Genomic DNA, 15,638 nt, shown 5'->3' with positions numbered 1-15,638 from the left:
ATAATGTGCAGTTTGCGGTGCACACTCTGCCGGTTTCGGCAGCAATCGATCCCCATTCCCGCCGCTTTTTCCGGCAGGGCGGGCGGCGACGCGCTTCCGCGGCGCCAGCTTAGCCCAGCGAACGCAAGGCGATATCCGCCACATCCGGCGACAGGCCGGGCGTGTCCGCCACCTTGCGCAAGGCGCGCTCGGCGAGCGCCGCGCGGCGGGGCTCCATCTGCCGCCAGGTCTTGAAGGCGGACAGCATGCGAGAGGCCACCTGCGAGTTGGTGCCGTCCAGGGTGAGCACCACGTCGGTCAGGAAGTCGTATCCGGCACCGTCCAGACGGTGGAACTGGGTGGGATTGCCCATGGCGAAGGCGCCGATGAGGGCGCGCACCCGATTGGGATTGGTCATGGAGAAGGAGGGCAGCAAGGTGAGCGCCCGCACCCGGTCGAGCGTCCCCGGCTCGGGGATCTGGGCCTGGAGGCTCAGCCACTTGTCGATGACCAGCGGGTCGCGCTCGTAGCGCCGGTGGAAGTCCTCCAGCACCTCGGCGCGGATGGGACTGTCATGCTGGGCGATCACGGCGAGCGCCGCGAAGCGGTCTGTCATGTTGTCGGCGGCGAGATACTCCCCGCGCGCCCGCTCCAGCGCCTCGGGCGTACCGGGGACGGTGAGATAGTCCAGGCACAGGTTGCGCAAGGCCCGCCGGCCCGCCGCCGCCGCATCCGGCGAATAGGCCGCACCGGAGGTGAGAGCCGCGTGAGTCGTCGCGAAGGCGGGGGAGAGCGCCTGCGCCACAGCCCGCTTCAACTGGCGGCGGGCGAGGAGGACGGCGTCGGGGTCCACCAGGGTGGCCAGTTCCCGGGCGATCTCGTTCTCGCCCGGCAGGGCCAGGGCCTGGGCCTTGAAGGCGGGATCGAGGGCAGGGTCCGACAGCAGCAGGCCGGCGGCGTGGAGCAGGGCATCCGCCGGCGGCAGCGTGCCTTCGCGGGCGCCGCGCTTGAGGAGATCAAACGCCAGGCCTTGGATGGCGTCGAAGCGATTGAACGGATCGCTGTCATGGGCGGCGAGGAAGACAAGGTCCTCGGCGGTGAGGTCCACTTCCAGGTTGATGGGCGCCGAGAAGCCGCGATTGAGCGAGGCCACGGGGCGGACCCCCAGGCCTGTGAAGGTGAAGGTCTGGTGCGGTGCGCTGATTTCCAGGACGCCCGTCTCCACCGTCGTGCCATCGGCGAGGATGAGGGGCTGGGCATCGCCATTGGGACCGAGCAGGGCCACCGCCAGCGGGATGACCACCGGCTTCTTGTCGGGCTGGCCCGGCGTTGCCGGTGTTGCCTGGGTGACATCCAGGCGATAGGTGCGCGCTGCGGGGTCATATTGGGTTTGCACCCGCACCTTCGGCGTGCCGGCCTGGGTGTACCAGAGCGAGAATTGCGTCAGGTCGCGGCCGGTGGCCTCGCTGAAGCAGGCGAGGAAATCCTCGATGGTGGCGGCATCCCCGTCATGACGGGCGAAATAGAGATCCATGCCGGCCCGAAAGCCGTCCTCGCCCAGAAGGGTGCGCAGCATGCGCACCACCTCGGCGCCCTTCTCATACACGGTCGCCGTGTAGAAGTTGTTGATTTCTCGATAAAGATCCGGCCGTACGGGATGGGAGAGCGGCCCGCCATCCTCCGTGAACTGCTGTGCCTTGAGAAGCCGCACATCGGCGATGCGCTTCACCGGACGCGAGCGCTGGTCGGAGGAGAATTCCTGGTCGCGGAAAACCGTGAGGCCCTCCTTCAGGCACAATTGGAACCAGTCGCGGCAGGTGATGCGGTTGCCGGTCCAGTTGTGGAAATATTCATGGGCGATGATCGCCTCGATATGGGCATAGTCCGCATCGGTGGCGGTCTCCGGGCTCGCCAGCACGTATTTGTCGTTGAAGACGTTGAGGCCCTTATTCTCCATCGCCCCCATGTTGAAGTCGGAGACGGCGACGATGTTGAACACGTCGAGGTCGTATTCGCGCCCGAACGCGGTCTCGTCCCAGCGCATGGAGCGGCGCAGCGCGTCCATGGCATAGGCGGCGCGCGCCTCCTTGCCCGGCTCCACATAGATGCCAAGGTCCACCGGCCGGCCGGAAGCGGTCACGAAATGGCCGGGCACCTTGGAGAGCTTGCCGCCCACCAGCGCGAACAGATAGCTGGGCTTGGGCCAGGGGTCGTGCCAGACGGCATAATGCCGGTTGGTGCCGGAGATCGGCCCGCTCTTGATGAGGTTGCCGTTACCCAGCAGCACGGGGGCTTCGTCCCGGTCCGCCTCGATGCGGGTGGTGTAGACCGCCAGCACGTCGGTGCGGTCGGGGAAGTAAGTGATGCGGCGGAAGCCCTCCGGCTCGCACTGGGTGCAATAGGTGCCGGAGGTGCGATAGAGCCCCATCAGCTGGGTGTTGGCGGTGGGGTCGATCAGGGTCTCCACCTCCAGCACGAAGCGATCGGCCGGGGGATGTGGAATGATGAGCGCGGCCGGGTTGGCCTCGAACGCGCCGCCCGTGGTGGGAAGCCCGTCAATGGCCACGCGCACCAGGGTCAGGCCGTCGCCATCCAGCACCACCGGCGCGCCCGGCCGGCCCTTGGCATTGCGCACCAGGCAGAGGCGCGAGACGACGCGGGTGGCCTCCGGGTGGAGGCTGACATCCAGATGCACGGTCTCCACCAGCCAGTCCGGCGGACGATAGTCCGCAAGGCGCACGGGACGGGGTTCGGCATCACGCATGGTTCACTCCGGGCCACTGCGGGACGCCGTGCGCCCCCGCCGTCTATCGGTCTGCGCCGACTTTAGGACCTCACGCGCGCGGGCGAAAGACCGCGCGGCTTCGCACGCAGGCCGCACCTTTTAACCGCTTCTCTGCGCCCAGCGTGCACCTGCTTCCCGCCGCGCTCATGGGCGGCGGGGAACCCCTTCGCACCGCAGCAATTGAGGAGAGCGGAGGAGACGCGCATGGATCGTTTTGAAGCGCTGGATGCGTGGCGTGGGATTTGCGCCTTGCTGGTGGTCCTGTTTCATTTCTGCTTCGTGTTTGTCTCACCCCTGACGGAGGTGCGGCTCGTCGCGAATGCTTATCTGCTGGTGGACTTCTTCTTTGTCCTCAGCGGCTTCGTAGTCTGCCACGCCTATGGGCACCGGCTGGGAAGCCTCGCCCACTGGCGCAGCTTCGTCGTGCGGCGCATGGGTCGGCTGTGGCCGCTGCACGCGGCCATGCTGGCGGCCTTCGTCGCCTTTATTGGCTTCGTCAACCTGGTGCCGCACCCGGAGAGGTTCGACATCACGGTGCTGCCGAGCGAATATTCGCTCGTCTCCATTCCCATCCATCTGGCGCTGCTGAATGCCGCCAATCTCCATGGCATGTCGTGGAATGCCCCGAGCTGGAGCATTGGGGCGGAATTCTACACCTACCTTCTGTTTGGGGCGGTGGTGGTGCTGGCCGCCCGTCGGCTCTGGGTGGCGGCGCTGCTGCTCTCGCTGGCGGGCGTCATCGTCTTGGCCGTCGCATCGCCCACCTATATGAACTCAACGGCCGATTTCGGCCTGTTCCGCTGCGTCGCAGGCTTCTTCCTGGGCGTGGCGGCCTATCACCTGCACGCGCGCATCGGCGACATACGGCTCCCGGCGGCGAGCATGCTGGAACTCCTCGCCGTGGGCGCGGTGGCGGGCTTCGTCGTGGCGGCCGGCCATGGACCCGACCAGGTGGCGCCCTGGAGCCTCGCCGCGCCCCTTGTGTTTGCCGGTGCGGTTCTGGTGTTCGCCCGGCAAGGGGGAGCGGTCTCGCGGCTGCTTCTCGCCAAGCCGTTCGCGCGGCTGGGGGCGTGGTCCTATTCCATCTACATGACGCACCAATGGGTGCTCATGGTCGCCGCCTTCCTCGCCTGGGCGATGGCGGGCCTCCTCGGGGTGAATCTCGAGCGGCAGGTGATGGTGGAAGGGCATGCCAAGGCGCTCTATGACCTCGGCGGCATGCCCGCCAGCCTTGTGCTGCTGGCGGCGATCCTCGCCGCCGTTCTGGCCCTCTCCGCCTTCACCCATGCCCGCATCGAGCGCCCGGCGCAGGTGCGCTTCAACCGCATGGCGGAGCGTCTGGAGCGCGGCGTCCAGGTGCGCCGCGCCTATGGCCTCGCCCGTCAGCGGCCCGACAGGCGGGCCTCCAGGGCCTCATAGAGCGGATTGTCGGAGGCAAACACATATTCGATGGGCGCCACGGTCACCATGCTCGCCCCATGGGTGCGCAGGAAGGTGGCAAGGCCATGCAAGGTGTCCGGCGGGCAGTGCAGGGTGAGCATGCCGGAGGAGGTGGGCCCGCCGAACGGGGCCACGCAGCGGAAATCCGCCACCGCCCGCTCCACGAGGCTTGCATCGCACTGCTCGAAGCGCGTGCGCACTTCCCGCATGGTGCGGGCGCGCCGCTCCGCTGCCATGCGGTCGAACATGGCGCGGGCCGCCGCGCGCGCGCCCATGGTCCAGGGGGCGGTGAGGGAGGCCACCAGATTGGCCTCCGAGCGCAGGATGACGCCATCATCCACCACCTTCAGCGCGTTGGCCGCAAGGGTGGCGCCCGTGGTGGTGATGTCGACGATCAGTTCCGCAGACCCTGCGGCAGGCGTGCCCTCGGTGGCGCCGGCGCTTTCCACGATCCGATAGTCCACGATGCCGTGGCGGGCGAAGAAGGACCGCGTGAGGTTCACATATTTGGTCGCCACCCGGATCCGGCGCCCGGTCCGGCCGTGGAAATGGCTGGCCACGTCGTCGAGGTCGTCCATGGTGGAGACATCGATCCAGGCCTGGGGCACCGCCACCACCACATTGGCGTAGCCGAAGCCCAGCTTCTGCAGCAGGGTCACGCGGGTCTCGGCCTGGGGGATATTCTCCCGCACCAGGTCCTCGCCGGTCACGCCCACATGGGCGGAGCCGGAGGCGAGCGCGCCGGCAATCTCGGAGGCGGAGAGATAGGCCACTTCCACGTCCGCGACGCCGCCAAGCGCGCCGCGATAGTCGCGCGCGCCCCGTGCCTGCAGCAAAGGCATGCCGGCGCGGGAGAAGAAGGCCTGCACATTTTCCTGAAGCCGGCCCTTGGAGGGCACGGCGAGGATCAAGGTCTCGCTCATCAGCGCGCCTCCAGGTTCGCGAGCCGTTCCACCCAAACGGCAAATCCCACCGCCGGCACGCTGCGTCCGGCGCCGATGCGCGCCAGCAGCGGATCGTAGCGCCCGCCCGCCACCAGGGGGCCGGAGATCCGCTCCTGCGGATCGTCCAGCTCGAACACCATGCCGCTATAATAGTCCATGGGCCGGCCGAAGGCGGTGGAGAAGGCGATGTCGGCGGGCTCGATGCCGTGCACGGTGAAGAAGCCCGTGCGCCGGTCGAACACGTCGAGGGCGGCATTCAGATCGATGCCCGCATCCGCTGCCAGCGCCCGCAATGCCGCCGAGGCGCTGTCCGGGTCGCCGGAAATGGACAGATAGCGGGTCAGGATCATGGAGGTCTCGGCCGGGAGGCCTTCGCCCGCATCCAGCGTCGCCTGTTCCAGGAAGCGTTCGGCGATCTCGGACACGGAGCGTCCGCCCACCGTGTTGATTCCCGCAATGGACAGGAGGTCGGTGATGAGCGCGCGGGCGCCTTCCGGGTCGCTGCCGGCCAGTGCGTTCAGCACGCCGCTCGGCACCGTGCTGCCATTGGCGCGGGGCGCGCCCAGGCGGGAGAGGTCGGCATCGAGCCGGCTCTGGCCGAAATCCTTGATGAGACGGCGCTTCCACACCGGCGCGAGGGGAAGGGCCTCCAGCAGCGCCGAGAACAGGCCGAGATCACCCAGCCGGATCTTGGGAGCGGGCACGCCATAGAGGGCGCAGGCTTCGAGGCCCAGCGCCAGGATGTCGGCGTCCGCGGCCTCGGCGTCGGTGCGGCCGAAGGATTCCACCCCTGCCTGCCGGAATTCGCCGGACGCCTCGCCCCGGAAGCGGAAGACCGGGCCGAGATAGCTCACCGCCGCCGGGAGGGGCTGATTGCGGGCGATCACCTCGCGGGCGACGGGAATGGTCAGGTCCGGCCGCAGGCACAGCTCGCGCCCGTCCGCATCGACCGTCAGGAACAGGCGGCGGCGGATGGATTCGCCCGACACGTCCAAGAACACGTCCGCCGGCTGGAGGATGGGCGGGTCGCACGGCGCATAGCCAGCGGCGGCGAACCGCGCCAGCAAAGCGTCGTCGAGCGCGCGGGTGTCGCGCGGGGGGAGGGGGCTCTGCGGCGCTTCGGCCATGGGATGTCTTCGCCCTGTGGGAGTGCACGTGCGTTTGGCGCGGCTTCTAGCAAAGGCAGCGCCCCGCCACCACCCCGGCGGGCGCGGGAGAGGGCTGCGCGGGACGGCCCGCATGGAGAGCGGCGGGTGATCAGGCTATGGTGCGCGCCGATTTGATTGGATTCGGCGGTCCCATGTCCGCCCGTTCGAGGAGATGCCCATGGCCGAAACCCCCACCGTCCCGGCCAAGGCCGGCAAGGCTCCGGCCGTCGGCAATCTCAGCTTTGAGGCGGCGCTGGCCGAGCTGGAAGCCATCGTCCAGCGCCTGGAGCGGGGCGACGTGCCCCTGGAGGAATCCATCGCCATCTATGAGCGCGGCGAGGCCCTCAAGAAGCGCTGCGATGCGCTCTTGAAGGACGCAGAGGCCCGTGTGGAGACCATCGTGCGCGATGCGGACGGGCGCCCGTCTGGCACTGCGCCCCTCGATCCCGCCTGATCATCCCTGTCCCATTCCGGGACAGGAGGAGGATCGGGGAGGGGCTGGAGCGGGAACAGGAGGCGAGCGAATCGCGACCTTGTGGATATCCGTTCTTTGTTCCTGCCGGCCCACGGGTGGTCCAAACAAGAGCGGCGGGGCCGGCCTTCGCCGAACCCCGCCGCCAAAGACCGCAGGCTTTTTGGCAGCGATGACCCGGACCGGTGCCGTCCTTATTCCTCGCCGACCACCTTTTGGCGGTGAAGAACGGGCGGGCGGAACACCAGCAGCTTGTCGATGCGCCGGCCGTCCATGTCCACGATCTCGAAGCGCCAGCCATAGGCATCGAACACCGCGCCCACGGACGGAAGTTCCTTGATGTGGGAGAGGGCAAAGCCGGCAATGGTGTGGAAGCCCCGGTCCGAGGGCAGTTCCACGTCCAGGACCTCGCGCAGCTCGTCCACCGGCGTTTCGCCCGAGATCAAATAGGAGCCGTCCTGCCGGCGGACCACATGGATTTCGTCGGAGGAGTGCTCCTCCGAGATGGAGCCGGTGATGGCCACCAGCAGGTCATAGCCGGTGACGACACCGACCATGTCGCCATATTCGTCCACCACGATGCCCATGGGCACGTCGGCGCCCCTGAGAATGCGCATGGCCTCCAGCGCTCCCACGGTCTCCACCACGAAGGGCACAGGCTGCACGAAGGCGCGCGGGTCCGGCGTCTCGCCCTGGAGGTAGGAATCCAGCAGGCGCTTGGCCTGGATGATTCCCACGGTCTCCTCGGGTGACTTGTCGCAGGCGGGCAGGCGGCTGTGGGGCGTCTGGAGCAGGGTGTCGCGGATTTCCTCGGCGCTCGCCGAAATGTCCACCCATTCCACGTCGGGACGCGGGGTCATGATGGCGGTGACCGGCCGGTCGGCCAGGCGCATCACGCCCGAGATCATGCGCCGCTCGGCGGGCTCGATGACGCCGGCGGTCTCCGCCTCGGTGATGATGGCGCGGATCTCCTCGTCGGTGACGCCTTCCCCGCCACGGCCCTTCTCGCCCAGCAGGCGCAGAACGAGGCGGGTGGACGCGTCCAGCAGCCAGACCGCCGGCGCGGCCACCTTGGACAGGCGCACCATCAAGGGGGCCATCACGCAGGCGAGCGCCTCAGGATTTTGCAAGGCGAGGCGCTTGGGGATCAGTTCGCCGATGACCAGCGACACATAGGTGATGCCGCCGACCGCCAGCGCATAGCCCAAGCCGTCGGCCGCGGCCTGGGCAAGCCCCGCCTCTTGCAGGACCGCGGACAAATAGGCGCCGAGGCTGGCGCCGGAAAAGGCGCCGGCCAGGATGCCGATGAGGGTGATGCCGATCTGGACGGTGGACAGGAAGCGGCCGGGCTCCGCGCCGAGCGCGAGTGCGGCCTGGGCTCCCTTGTGTCCCCGATCCGCCCGATTCCGGAGCCGGGCGGGACGGGCCGAGACGATGGACAATTCCGCAGCGGCAAGCACCGCATTGAGAAGAACGAGAAGGAGAACGATCAGGATTTCTATTATGGGCATGGCTTAAAGTGTGACCTGTGCCCTTCCTCCATATCACAGCCGAGGGCCAAAACGCGAAGCCCGGTGGGGCAAAAACCGCGCCGCCGCTTGATCTTGACACTTTTGCGACGATCCCATCCCCGCCTTTCGTGCGCCATGACCGCTTGGAACGAAGGCCGCCTGGGCCTTCGGAGGGCTGCGTTAGGCGGCGGTGGGCGGAACAAAACATTGCCCAAAGGGCGCATCGCGCTCTAGGAGAGCGCCATCGGTTCATCCGGCTTTCGGCAGGCATTCATGTCCTTCAACACCTTCGGTCACATGTTCCGGGTCACCACCTTCGGGGAGAGCCACGGTCCCGCGATCGGCTGCGTGGTGGATGGCTGCCCGCCCGGCTTGCGCTTCACCCTGGCGGAGATCCAGGCCGCCCTCGACCGCCGTCGCCCCGGCCAGTCCCGCTTTACCACCCAGCGCCGCGAGCCCGACGAGGTGCGCATCCTTTCAGGGGTGCTGGAGCAGGAAGAAGGCGTGCTGGTGACCACCGGAACCCCGGTGGCGCTCCAGATCGACAATGTGGACCAGCGCTCCAAGGACTATGCCAACATTGCCGGCAGCTACCGCCCCGGACATGCCGACTATACCTATGACGCCAAGTATGGCCTGCGCGACCATCGCGGCGGCGGCCGCTCCTCGGCCCGCGAGACGGCGACCCGCGTCGCCGCCGGCGCGCTCGCCGCCAAGGTGCTGCCCGGCGTGAGCGTGCGTGGCGCGCTGGTTCAGATCGGCGAGATCGCCATCGATCGCAGCCGCTGGGACTGGGACGAGGTCCCCAACAATCCCTTCTTCTGCCCGGACGCCGCCACCGTGCCGCTTTGGACGGAGTATCTGGACGGCATCCGCAAGAGCGGCTCTTCCATCGGCGCGGTGGTGGAACTGGTGGCCGAGAATGTCCCCGTGGGCCTGGGCGCGCCGCTCTATGGCAAGCTTGACGCCGACATCGCCGCCGCCCTCATGGGCATCAATGCGGTGAAGGGCGTGGAGATTGGCGAAGGCTTCAATGCCGCCCGCCTCACCGGCGAGGAAAATGCCGACGAGATGCGGCACGGGCCGGACGGCCCTGTGTTTCTCTCCAACCATGCGGGTGGGGTGCTGGGGGGCATTTCCACTGGTGCACCGCTTGTTGCGCGCTTTGCCGTCAAGCCCACGTCCTCCATCCTCACCCCCCGCCGCTCGGTGGACCGCACCGGAGCCGAAACCGAGGTGATGACCAAGGGGCGGCATGATCCGTGCGTGGGCATCCGTGCGGTTCCGGTAGGCGAGGCCATGATGTGGTGCGTGCTGGCCGACCATATGCTGCGCCATCGCGGGCAAGTGGGGTCAACGCCCCATTGGCCTTTCGAAGGCTGATTTCAGTATCGCTGAAATTTTCAAAATTTCATTGTCGCTGAAATTCACCTCTGCTAGCGTTCGGGCATGAAGCTCGCGGACTGGCTCGAAAGCACCGGAACCAAGCGCAGCGCCTTCGCCAAGCGGGTGGGTCTTTCCCCCGCCAGCGTGACGGCCCTGTGCAACGATGCGCGCGCCTGGGTCTCCCGCGAGACCGCCGAGCGGATCGCGGAGGCGACGGGTCACGCCGTGACCCCGAACGACCTTCTCGGCCTGCCTGCCCCCCGCATCCGAGGTTTGCCCGTGACCGATACTGTCCAGTCCCGCGTCCAGTCCGCCATCGAGGCCATCGCCCGGGGGGACATCGTCGTCGTCACCGATGATGACGACCGGGAGAATGAAGGCGATTTGATCCTCGCCGCGTCCCTCACCACGCCGGAAAAGATGGCCTTCGTCATCCGCAACACGTCCGGCATCGTGTGCACGCCGCTGCCCCCCTCCGAGGCCAAGCGCCTGCGCCTCGAGCCCATGGTGGCCAATAACGACGCCCCCATGGGCACCGCCTTCACCGTCTCCGTGGACGTGAAGCACGGCACCACCACAGGCATCTCCGCCGAGGAGCGCACCAACACCGTGCGCGCCTTGGCCAATCCGAACATGGGCGCCGCCGATTTCGTGCGTCCCGGCCATGTCTTCCCGCTGATCGCCAAGGAAGGCGGCGTGCTCATGCGCTCCGGCCACACCGAAGCGGCGGTGGATCTGTGCCGCCTTGCCGGCCTGCCGGCAGTGGGGGTGATCGCCGAGCTCGTGAATGACGACGGCACCGTCCAGCGCGGCCCCCAGGTGACCGCGTTCGCCGAGAAGCACAATCTGGTGCGCATTTCGGTGGCGGACCTCATCGCGTATCGCCAGGCCCGCGAAAAGCTGGTCACCCGGTCCGCCGAGTTCCCCGTGCCCACCGTCATCGGGGAGATGAAGGGCTATTCCTTCCTCACTCCGTTCGAGTCGGTGAACCACCTTGCGGTGGTCTATGGCCGCATCGGCGACGGCGAGAACGTCCTGGTGCGCCTGCATCGCGCGGACCCCATCGGCGATGCCTTCGGCGGTGCCAAGTCGGTGCAGAAGGCGCTGGAGCGCATTAAGGCCGAGGGGCGCGGCGTGCTGGTCTATCTGCGTGACGGAACCGCGGGCGTCCCCGCCACCGCCGTGGGCGAGACCGAAAAGACCGCCAGCGAGGCCGAGCGTGATCGCCATTGGCGCGAGATCGGCCTCGGCGCCCAGATCCTGCGCGATCTCGGAGTCGTCTCCATTCGCCTGCTCGCCTCGAAGACCCGCACCTATGTGGGCCTTGCCGGCTTCGGCATCGAGATCGTCGAGACCGAGCCGCTGGAAGCCTGATGCCGCCTTTGTGACAGCCGCGCGCGTCCCGGCGTGTGCGGCCGTGCAAACGCGGTCTTTTGCCGACACGGCGTTGGTGGCAGCATGGGGCATCCCGGCTGCCATCTTCGGAGGACGCCATGGCCTGGCGGTTCGCCCCTTCCCTTTGCCTCGCTTCCTTGCTCGTGGCGCTGCTGGGAGACGGCGCCGCCCGGGCGGCGCCCGCCGCAGACAATGTGGTGGACGTGCAACTGGTCCTCGCCGTGGACGTGTCCTATTCCATGGACCCTGACGAGCAGGCGCTCCAACGCGATGGCTATGCAGCGGCCCTCGTCTCAGATGAATTCCTCAATGCCCTGCGCCAAGGTCCGCGGGGGCGGATCGCGGCCACCTATGTGGAATGGGCCGGCGAGCGCGAGCAGAGGGTCGTCCTGGACTGGCGCATCATCGACAGCCCCGCCAGCGCGCGGGCCTTCTCGGATGCCATCCGTGCGGCACCGCTGCGGCGGGTCTATCGCACCTCGATCTCTTCCGCCCTGCTCTTTTCCGCAAACCACTTGAAGACATCAGGTTATCGGGGCTTGCGCAACGTCATCGACGTCTCCGGAGATGGGGTGAACAACCAAGGCCCTCCGGTGGAGCAGGCGCGGGACGAGGTTGTGGCCCAGGGCATCACAATCAACGGCCTGCCCCTGCTGCTGAAGCGCAGCGCCAATTCCGCCATCGATATCCCCGACCTCGATGTCTATTACGAGGATTGCGTCATCGGTGGCGCCGGGGCTTTCGTCATCCCGGTGCGCGAGCAGGCGGAGTTCGCCCGCGCCATCAAGACCAAGCTGGTGCTGGAGGTGGCAGGGCTGCGGCCGCCCGAAATGCCCCGCATCATCCCAGCCGTCAGCCCGCCGCGCCTGTCTTGCCTCATCGGCGAGCGGCTATGGCGGGAGAACTGGAACAACTGACCGTCTCGACCCCCGCCTCAGCGCGCGGCGGCCTTGGATGTGACGAGGTCGTAGCACATGGTCAGGTGCATCTTGATGGTGGGCAGCGTCTCGGTGGCGAAGGCGCGCATCACCGCATTGCTGCCGCCCTTGGAATAGCCGCCGAAAAGGCCGACCGCATCCATGTGGCCCTGCGTCTGCGCCACCACATAGGCGGCGTCGAACGCGGCGCCGGACTTGGCGGACAGATCGGCCATGATCTTCTCCAGGTCCGGGGTCAGGCCGGGGGGCGGGGTGATGCCCGTGTCCGCCTTTCCGAGCGCTGCGACGAAGGCCTCCCCGATGCGGGTGTGATCTGTGATCATGTGCTGGGCGAAGGCCCGGATGGCCGGGTTCTTGGACTTTTCCAGCGCCAGCTTGCTGCTGGCAATCTCGAAACCGTTGGCCGCCGCAGCCGTCTTCACGAACGCCTCCGTGGACGGCACCCGCGCCGCCGCGACCAGGGCCTGGGGGGCGGGGCCGGGCGCATCCTGCGCAACGGCGGGAAGCGTGGGAATCGCAAGGCCGAGAACCAATGTCACGGCGACAGTCTTAAGGCCACTCACGGAATTGCCCCTGGTCTTTGCGTTACGCCGGCATTGTACAGAAACATGGCGTGGCGAACAGCTTGGCGCCTTCGGCGTGGCGAGGGCGGGTCTCAGCGCTCGAAAATCCCCACCAGCTCCACGTGCGGCGAATAGCGGAACTGGTCCACCGGCGTCACATGGGCGAGGCGGAAGCCGCCGGCGGTGAGAAGGGCGGCGTCGCGGGCGAAGGTGGCGACGGAGCAAGACACATAGACGAGCCGGCCCACCTTGGAGCGGGCCAGTTCCCGCGCCTGGGCTTCCGCGCCCTGTCGGGGCGGGTCGATCACCACCGCGTCGAGCTTGGCCATTTCCTCGGGGAGGAGGGGGCGGCGGAACAGGTCCCGGACCTCCGTCTCCACCCCCTTCAGGCCCGGCGTGCCCTGCGCCGCGCGCTTCAGGGCGGCGATGGCCGGGGCATTGCTCTCCACCGCCAGGATTCGCGCGGACGCGGCGAGGCGCAGGGCAAAGGTACCCACCCCGCTGAACAGGTCCGCCACACGCTTGGCGCCACCGATGCCCGCTTGCGCGAGCTGGGCAAGGCAAGCCTCGCCCTCGGCGGTCGCCTGGAGGAAGGAGGCGGGCGGCAATTCCACCCGCGCCGCGCCCATGGTCAGGAAAGGCGCCGCCCGCTGCAGCACCAGTTCGCCGTGGCGTGTGAGGCGGGCGAGCCCGAAGCGCTCGGCGATCATCGCAAGGTCCATGGCCAGCAGCGGTGGCAAGGGGCCAGAGCCGCGCACGTCCACGTCGAGTCCGCTTTCGGTGGCGGTGACCTGGAGGTCCAGCGGCTTGTTCAGCGGCGCCAGCGCCTCCGCCAGCGCCTGCGAGGCCTCCAGCGCACGGGCAAGGCCGGGCGCGAGCACCGGGCAATGGGTGATGGCGACCATGGAATGGGACCGGCGCTCGGCGAACCCCACCACCGTGCGCGGTCCCTTCTGGCGGGCGTGGAAGATGACCCGCCGCCGGCCGGCGCCATGGGCGTCGATGAGCGGCTTCACCTCGCTGGCAAGGCCCTCCCGCTCCAGCGCCTCCACCACGATCTGGCGCTTCCAGGCCTTGTAGGCGCCCGCCTCCCAATGCTGCAGAAGGCAGCCGCCGCAGACGCCGAAATGGCCGCATTCCGGCGCCACCCGCGCGGGGCTCGTCTGCAGGATGCCGGTGACCCGCAGCCGGTCCTTCTCCCGCACCCCTTCCACCATCTCGCCGGGCAGCACATAGCTGGCGAACAGCGGGCCTTCCGAGGTCTGCGCGATGCCATCTCCCTGCGCGCCCATGCGCGCGATTTCAACCTGCATCGGACTGACCTGCCTGTGTGTCGCAGTCATGGGCGCTGGGCCGGGATCTGCGCGGGGCGCTCTGCACCCAGAAGAAATTCACGATTGCCGTCGCCGCCGGAAATGGGGGAGGGGACGATGCCCCGGACGCGCCATCCCTGGTCTTCTATCAGGCCTTGGATGCGGGTGCACACCTGGGCGTGTACGGCGGGATCGCGCACGATGCCCTTTTTCAGATGGGCCGGCCCCGCCTCGAACTGGGGCTTGACCAGCACGGCAAGCCGCGCGCGGGGGCCCGCCAAGGCAAGAGCCGGCGGCAGAACCAAGGCGAGCGAGATGAAGCTCACATCCGCCACCACCAAGTCCACCGCCTCGGGGATAAGGGCGGGGGTGAGACGGCGGGCGTCAGTCCCCTCAAGAAGCCGAACCTCAGGCCGATCCCGCAGGAGGGGATGGAACTGGTCGTGCCCCACATCCACCGCATAGACCCGCCGCGCGCCCCGCCGCAGCAGGACGTCTGTGAAGCCTCCGGTGGAGGCGCCAAGGTCGAGGGCGACGCAGCCTTCGGGATCGATGCCGAAGGCATCCAGGGCCGCGGCGAGCTTGAGCCCCCCCCGCGAGACGTAGGGGTGCACGTCCTGTGCGGAGATGGGGGCGTCCACATCGACCATCTCGGACGGCCTGTCCACGACACGGCCGGCGACGCTGACGCCACCGGCGGCGATGGCGGCCTGGGCGCGGGCGCGGCTGTCGAACAGGCCGCGCGCCACCATCAGCTTGTCGATCCGCTCACGCCCCATTCCCGCTTCGCCTCGCCCTTCGTGTCAGCGCGCTCCATCGCCCGGGGAGGGGCAAGGATGCAACACTTTTGAGAGATGTGCAGTCCGCTGCCGCTCCCGCGATGCTGCAAGGCGAGGTGAACACGTTGGGAAACATATGATTTTGGGGCAGCACGCGCGTCCTTCCTCCAGCCGTCGCGCGCGTCGGCGCCTGTCGGTTCCGCATGGACGTGCCTAGGGCGTTGAAATAATAAGGATATGGGTTTGGCTGAGGGATGATCTGATCACCGGCAGCGGTGTTGCTCGCGTGTGACCGGTGGCTTGGCAGTCTCGCGGTTTGAGGCGGATTCGCCGGGTTCACGCATTCCGCACCAGCCTGGGCTCAGCCTCGGCCGCTATGGCCTTTGCGGCTGTGCGATGCTCCGGCCGCGAGGTCGCGATGGGAGACGAGATGCGTTTCAGGTTCCTGGCTCTTCCCCTCGCAGCGGCATGCCTGGCGCTGGGCGCAGGCGCGCTTGAGGCGGCAACGTCCAAGGCCAAGCCCAAGCCCGCGACGCCCCCCGATCCCCGGGTCTGGTCGCTCGCCAAGGGAGAGGACACCTTCGCCCTGCGCTATGCCTTGCCGCGCGATGTGGACCCCTCATTCGCCGCCACGTGCCAGCCCTCCGCCAACCTCCTGCAGATCGCGGTGGAGGTGAAGACCAAGAAAATCGCGTCCGGCGACGGCGTGCCCCTGTCGCTTTCCAACGGCCGCCGCCGGCTGGAACTGGCCGCCACCGCCTTCCTGGGATCGTCGGACGGGGACCTGGTGGTGGAGGCTGCGGTCAGCCTGAACACTCAGGTTCTCGACCTCTTTCGCGAAGGCGACACCCTGGTGATCAAGCTCCCGGGCGAGACCCAGTCCCTGCCTCTTGCCGGTGTTCGCCCGCGGCTTGCGGATTTCGAGCGGGTCTGCCTGCCCCGGCGATAGGGCCGACTCGCCGCCGGGAGGTGCCGTGCGCAGCGG

General features: G+C 68.1%; 13 protein-coding genes. 6 read left to right on the top strand and 7 right to left on the bottom strand.

What is annotated here, in order from left to right; all coding sequences use genetic code 11:
- Window positions 1-109 precede the first annotated feature (109 nt).
- On the bottom strand, window positions 110-2,743 hold the full coding sequence (gene pepN / locus PV781_RS08125; RefSeq protein ID WP_274775125.1) for an aminopeptidase N: 2,634 nt from the start codon (window positions 2,741-2,743) through the stop codon (window positions 110-112).
- A gap of 225 nt (window positions 2,744-2,968) precedes the next feature.
- Between pepN and PV781_RS08120 the strand changes: the two genes are divergently transcribed.
- Complete coding sequence (locus tag PV781_RS08120; protein WP_274775124.1) at window positions 2,969-4,183, top strand: acyltransferase family protein; 1,215 nt, start codon at window positions 2,969-2,971, stop codon at window positions 4,181-4,183.
- On the opposite strand, the gene hisG is transcribed toward PV781_RS08120, so the two are convergent.
- Window positions 4,147-5,127 carry an ATP phosphoribosyltransferase gene (gene hisG, locus PV781_RS08115; protein WP_274775123.1) on the bottom strand — a complete coding sequence of 327 codons (981 nt, stop codon included), beginning with the start codon at window positions 5,125-5,127 and terminating at the stop codon, window positions 4,147-4,149. The genes PV781_RS08120 and hisG overlap by 37 nt on opposite strands.
- Window positions 5,127-6,275 carry an ATP phosphoribosyltransferase regulatory subunit gene (locus PV781_RS08110; RefSeq protein ID WP_274775122.1) on the bottom strand — a complete coding sequence of 383 codons (1,149 nt, stop codon included), beginning with the start codon at window positions 6,273-6,275 and terminating at the stop codon, window positions 5,127-5,129. The genes hisG and PV781_RS08110 overlap by 1 nt, the downstream gene beginning before the upstream one ends.
- Before the next feature lie 199 nt (window positions 6,276-6,474).
- Here PV781_RS08110 and PV781_RS08105 point away from each other — a divergent pair, with 199 nt between their 5' ends.
- Window positions 6,475-6,750 carry an exodeoxyribonuclease VII small subunit gene (locus PV781_RS08105; RefSeq protein ID WP_274775121.1) on the top strand — a complete coding sequence of 92 codons (276 nt, stop codon included), beginning with the start codon at window positions 6,475-6,477 and terminating at the stop codon, window positions 6,748-6,750.
- A 212-nt stretch (window positions 6,751-6,962) separates the two neighbouring features.
- Here the strand turns inward: PV781_RS08105 and PV781_RS08100 are convergent, their stop codons facing one another.
- Window positions 6,963-8,279, bottom strand: coding sequence for a hemolysin family protein (locus PV781_RS08100; RefSeq protein WP_274775120.1), 1,317 nt, complete (start codon window positions 8,277-8,279; stop codon window positions 6,963-6,965).
- 273 nt (window positions 8,280-8,552) lie between these two features.
- On the opposite strand from PV781_RS08100, the gene aroC reads away from it, so the two are divergent.
- The 3 genes from aroC (at window position 8,553) to PV781_RS08085 (ending at window position 11,977) form a co-directional block, all read left to right on the top strand.
- Complete coding sequence (gene aroC / locus PV781_RS08095) at window positions 8,553-9,662, top strand: chorismate synthase (protein WP_274775119.1); 1,110 nt, start codon at window positions 8,553-8,555, stop codon at window positions 9,660-9,662.
- Between the two features lie 66 nt (window positions 9,663-9,728).
- Window positions 9,729-11,039, top strand: a complete 1,311-nt coding sequence (gene ribB / locus PV781_RS08090; RefSeq protein ID WP_274775118.1) for a 3,4-dihydroxy-2-butanone-4-phosphate synthase — start codon at window positions 9,729-9,731, stop codon at window positions 11,037-11,039.
- Window positions 11,040-11,158: 119 nt separating this feature from the next.
- Complete coding sequence (locus PV781_RS08085; RefSeq protein WP_274775117.1) at window positions 11,159-11,977, top strand: DUF1194 domain-containing protein; 819 nt, start codon at window positions 11,159-11,161, stop codon at window positions 11,975-11,977.
- Between the two features lie 17 nt (window positions 11,978-11,994).
- Here PV781_RS08085 and PV781_RS08080 read toward each other — a convergent pair whose 3' ends face one another.
- The 3 genes from PV781_RS08080 to PV781_RS08070 all read right to left on the bottom strand — a co-directional run bounded on the left by PV781_RS08080 (window position 11,995) and on the right by PV781_RS08070 (window position 14,653).
- The gene (locus PV781_RS08080) at window positions 11,995-12,537 is read right to left on the bottom strand and encodes a DUF4142 domain-containing protein (RefSeq protein ID WP_274775116.1); all 543 of its coding nucleotides are present in this window, start codon (window positions 12,535-12,537) and stop codon (window positions 11,995-11,997) included.
- 116 nt (window positions 12,538-12,653) lie between these two features.
- On the bottom strand, window positions 12,654-13,874 hold the full coding sequence (locus PV781_RS08075; protein WP_274775115.1) for a class I SAM-dependent RNA methyltransferase: 1,221 nt from the start codon (window positions 13,872-13,874) through the stop codon (window positions 12,654-12,656).
- Between the two features lie 26 nt (window positions 13,875-13,900).
- Window positions 13,901-14,653 (bottom strand): TlyA family RNA methyltransferase, encoded by a 753-nt coding sequence (locus PV781_RS08070; RefSeq protein ID WP_274775114.1) that lies wholly within the window; start codon window positions 14,651-14,653, stop codon window positions 13,901-13,903.
- Between the two features lie 430 nt (window positions 14,654-15,083).
- Here PV781_RS08070 and PV781_RS08065 point away from each other — a divergent pair, with 430 nt between their 5' ends.
- The gene (locus tag PV781_RS08065; RefSeq protein WP_274775113.1) at window positions 15,084-15,602 is read left to right on the top strand and encodes a hypothetical protein; all 519 of its coding nucleotides are present in this window, start codon (window positions 15,084-15,086) and stop codon (window positions 15,600-15,602) included.
- Window positions 15,603-15,638: the final 36 nt, after the last annotated feature.

Origin of the sequence: Aquabacter sediminis (genome assembly GCF_028863665.1) — a bacterium.
Taxonomy (GTDB): Bacteria; Pseudomonadota; Alphaproteobacteria; order Rhizobiales; family Xanthobacteraceae; genus L1I39.
This window is presented reverse-complemented; position numbering and strand designations above follow the sequence as displayed.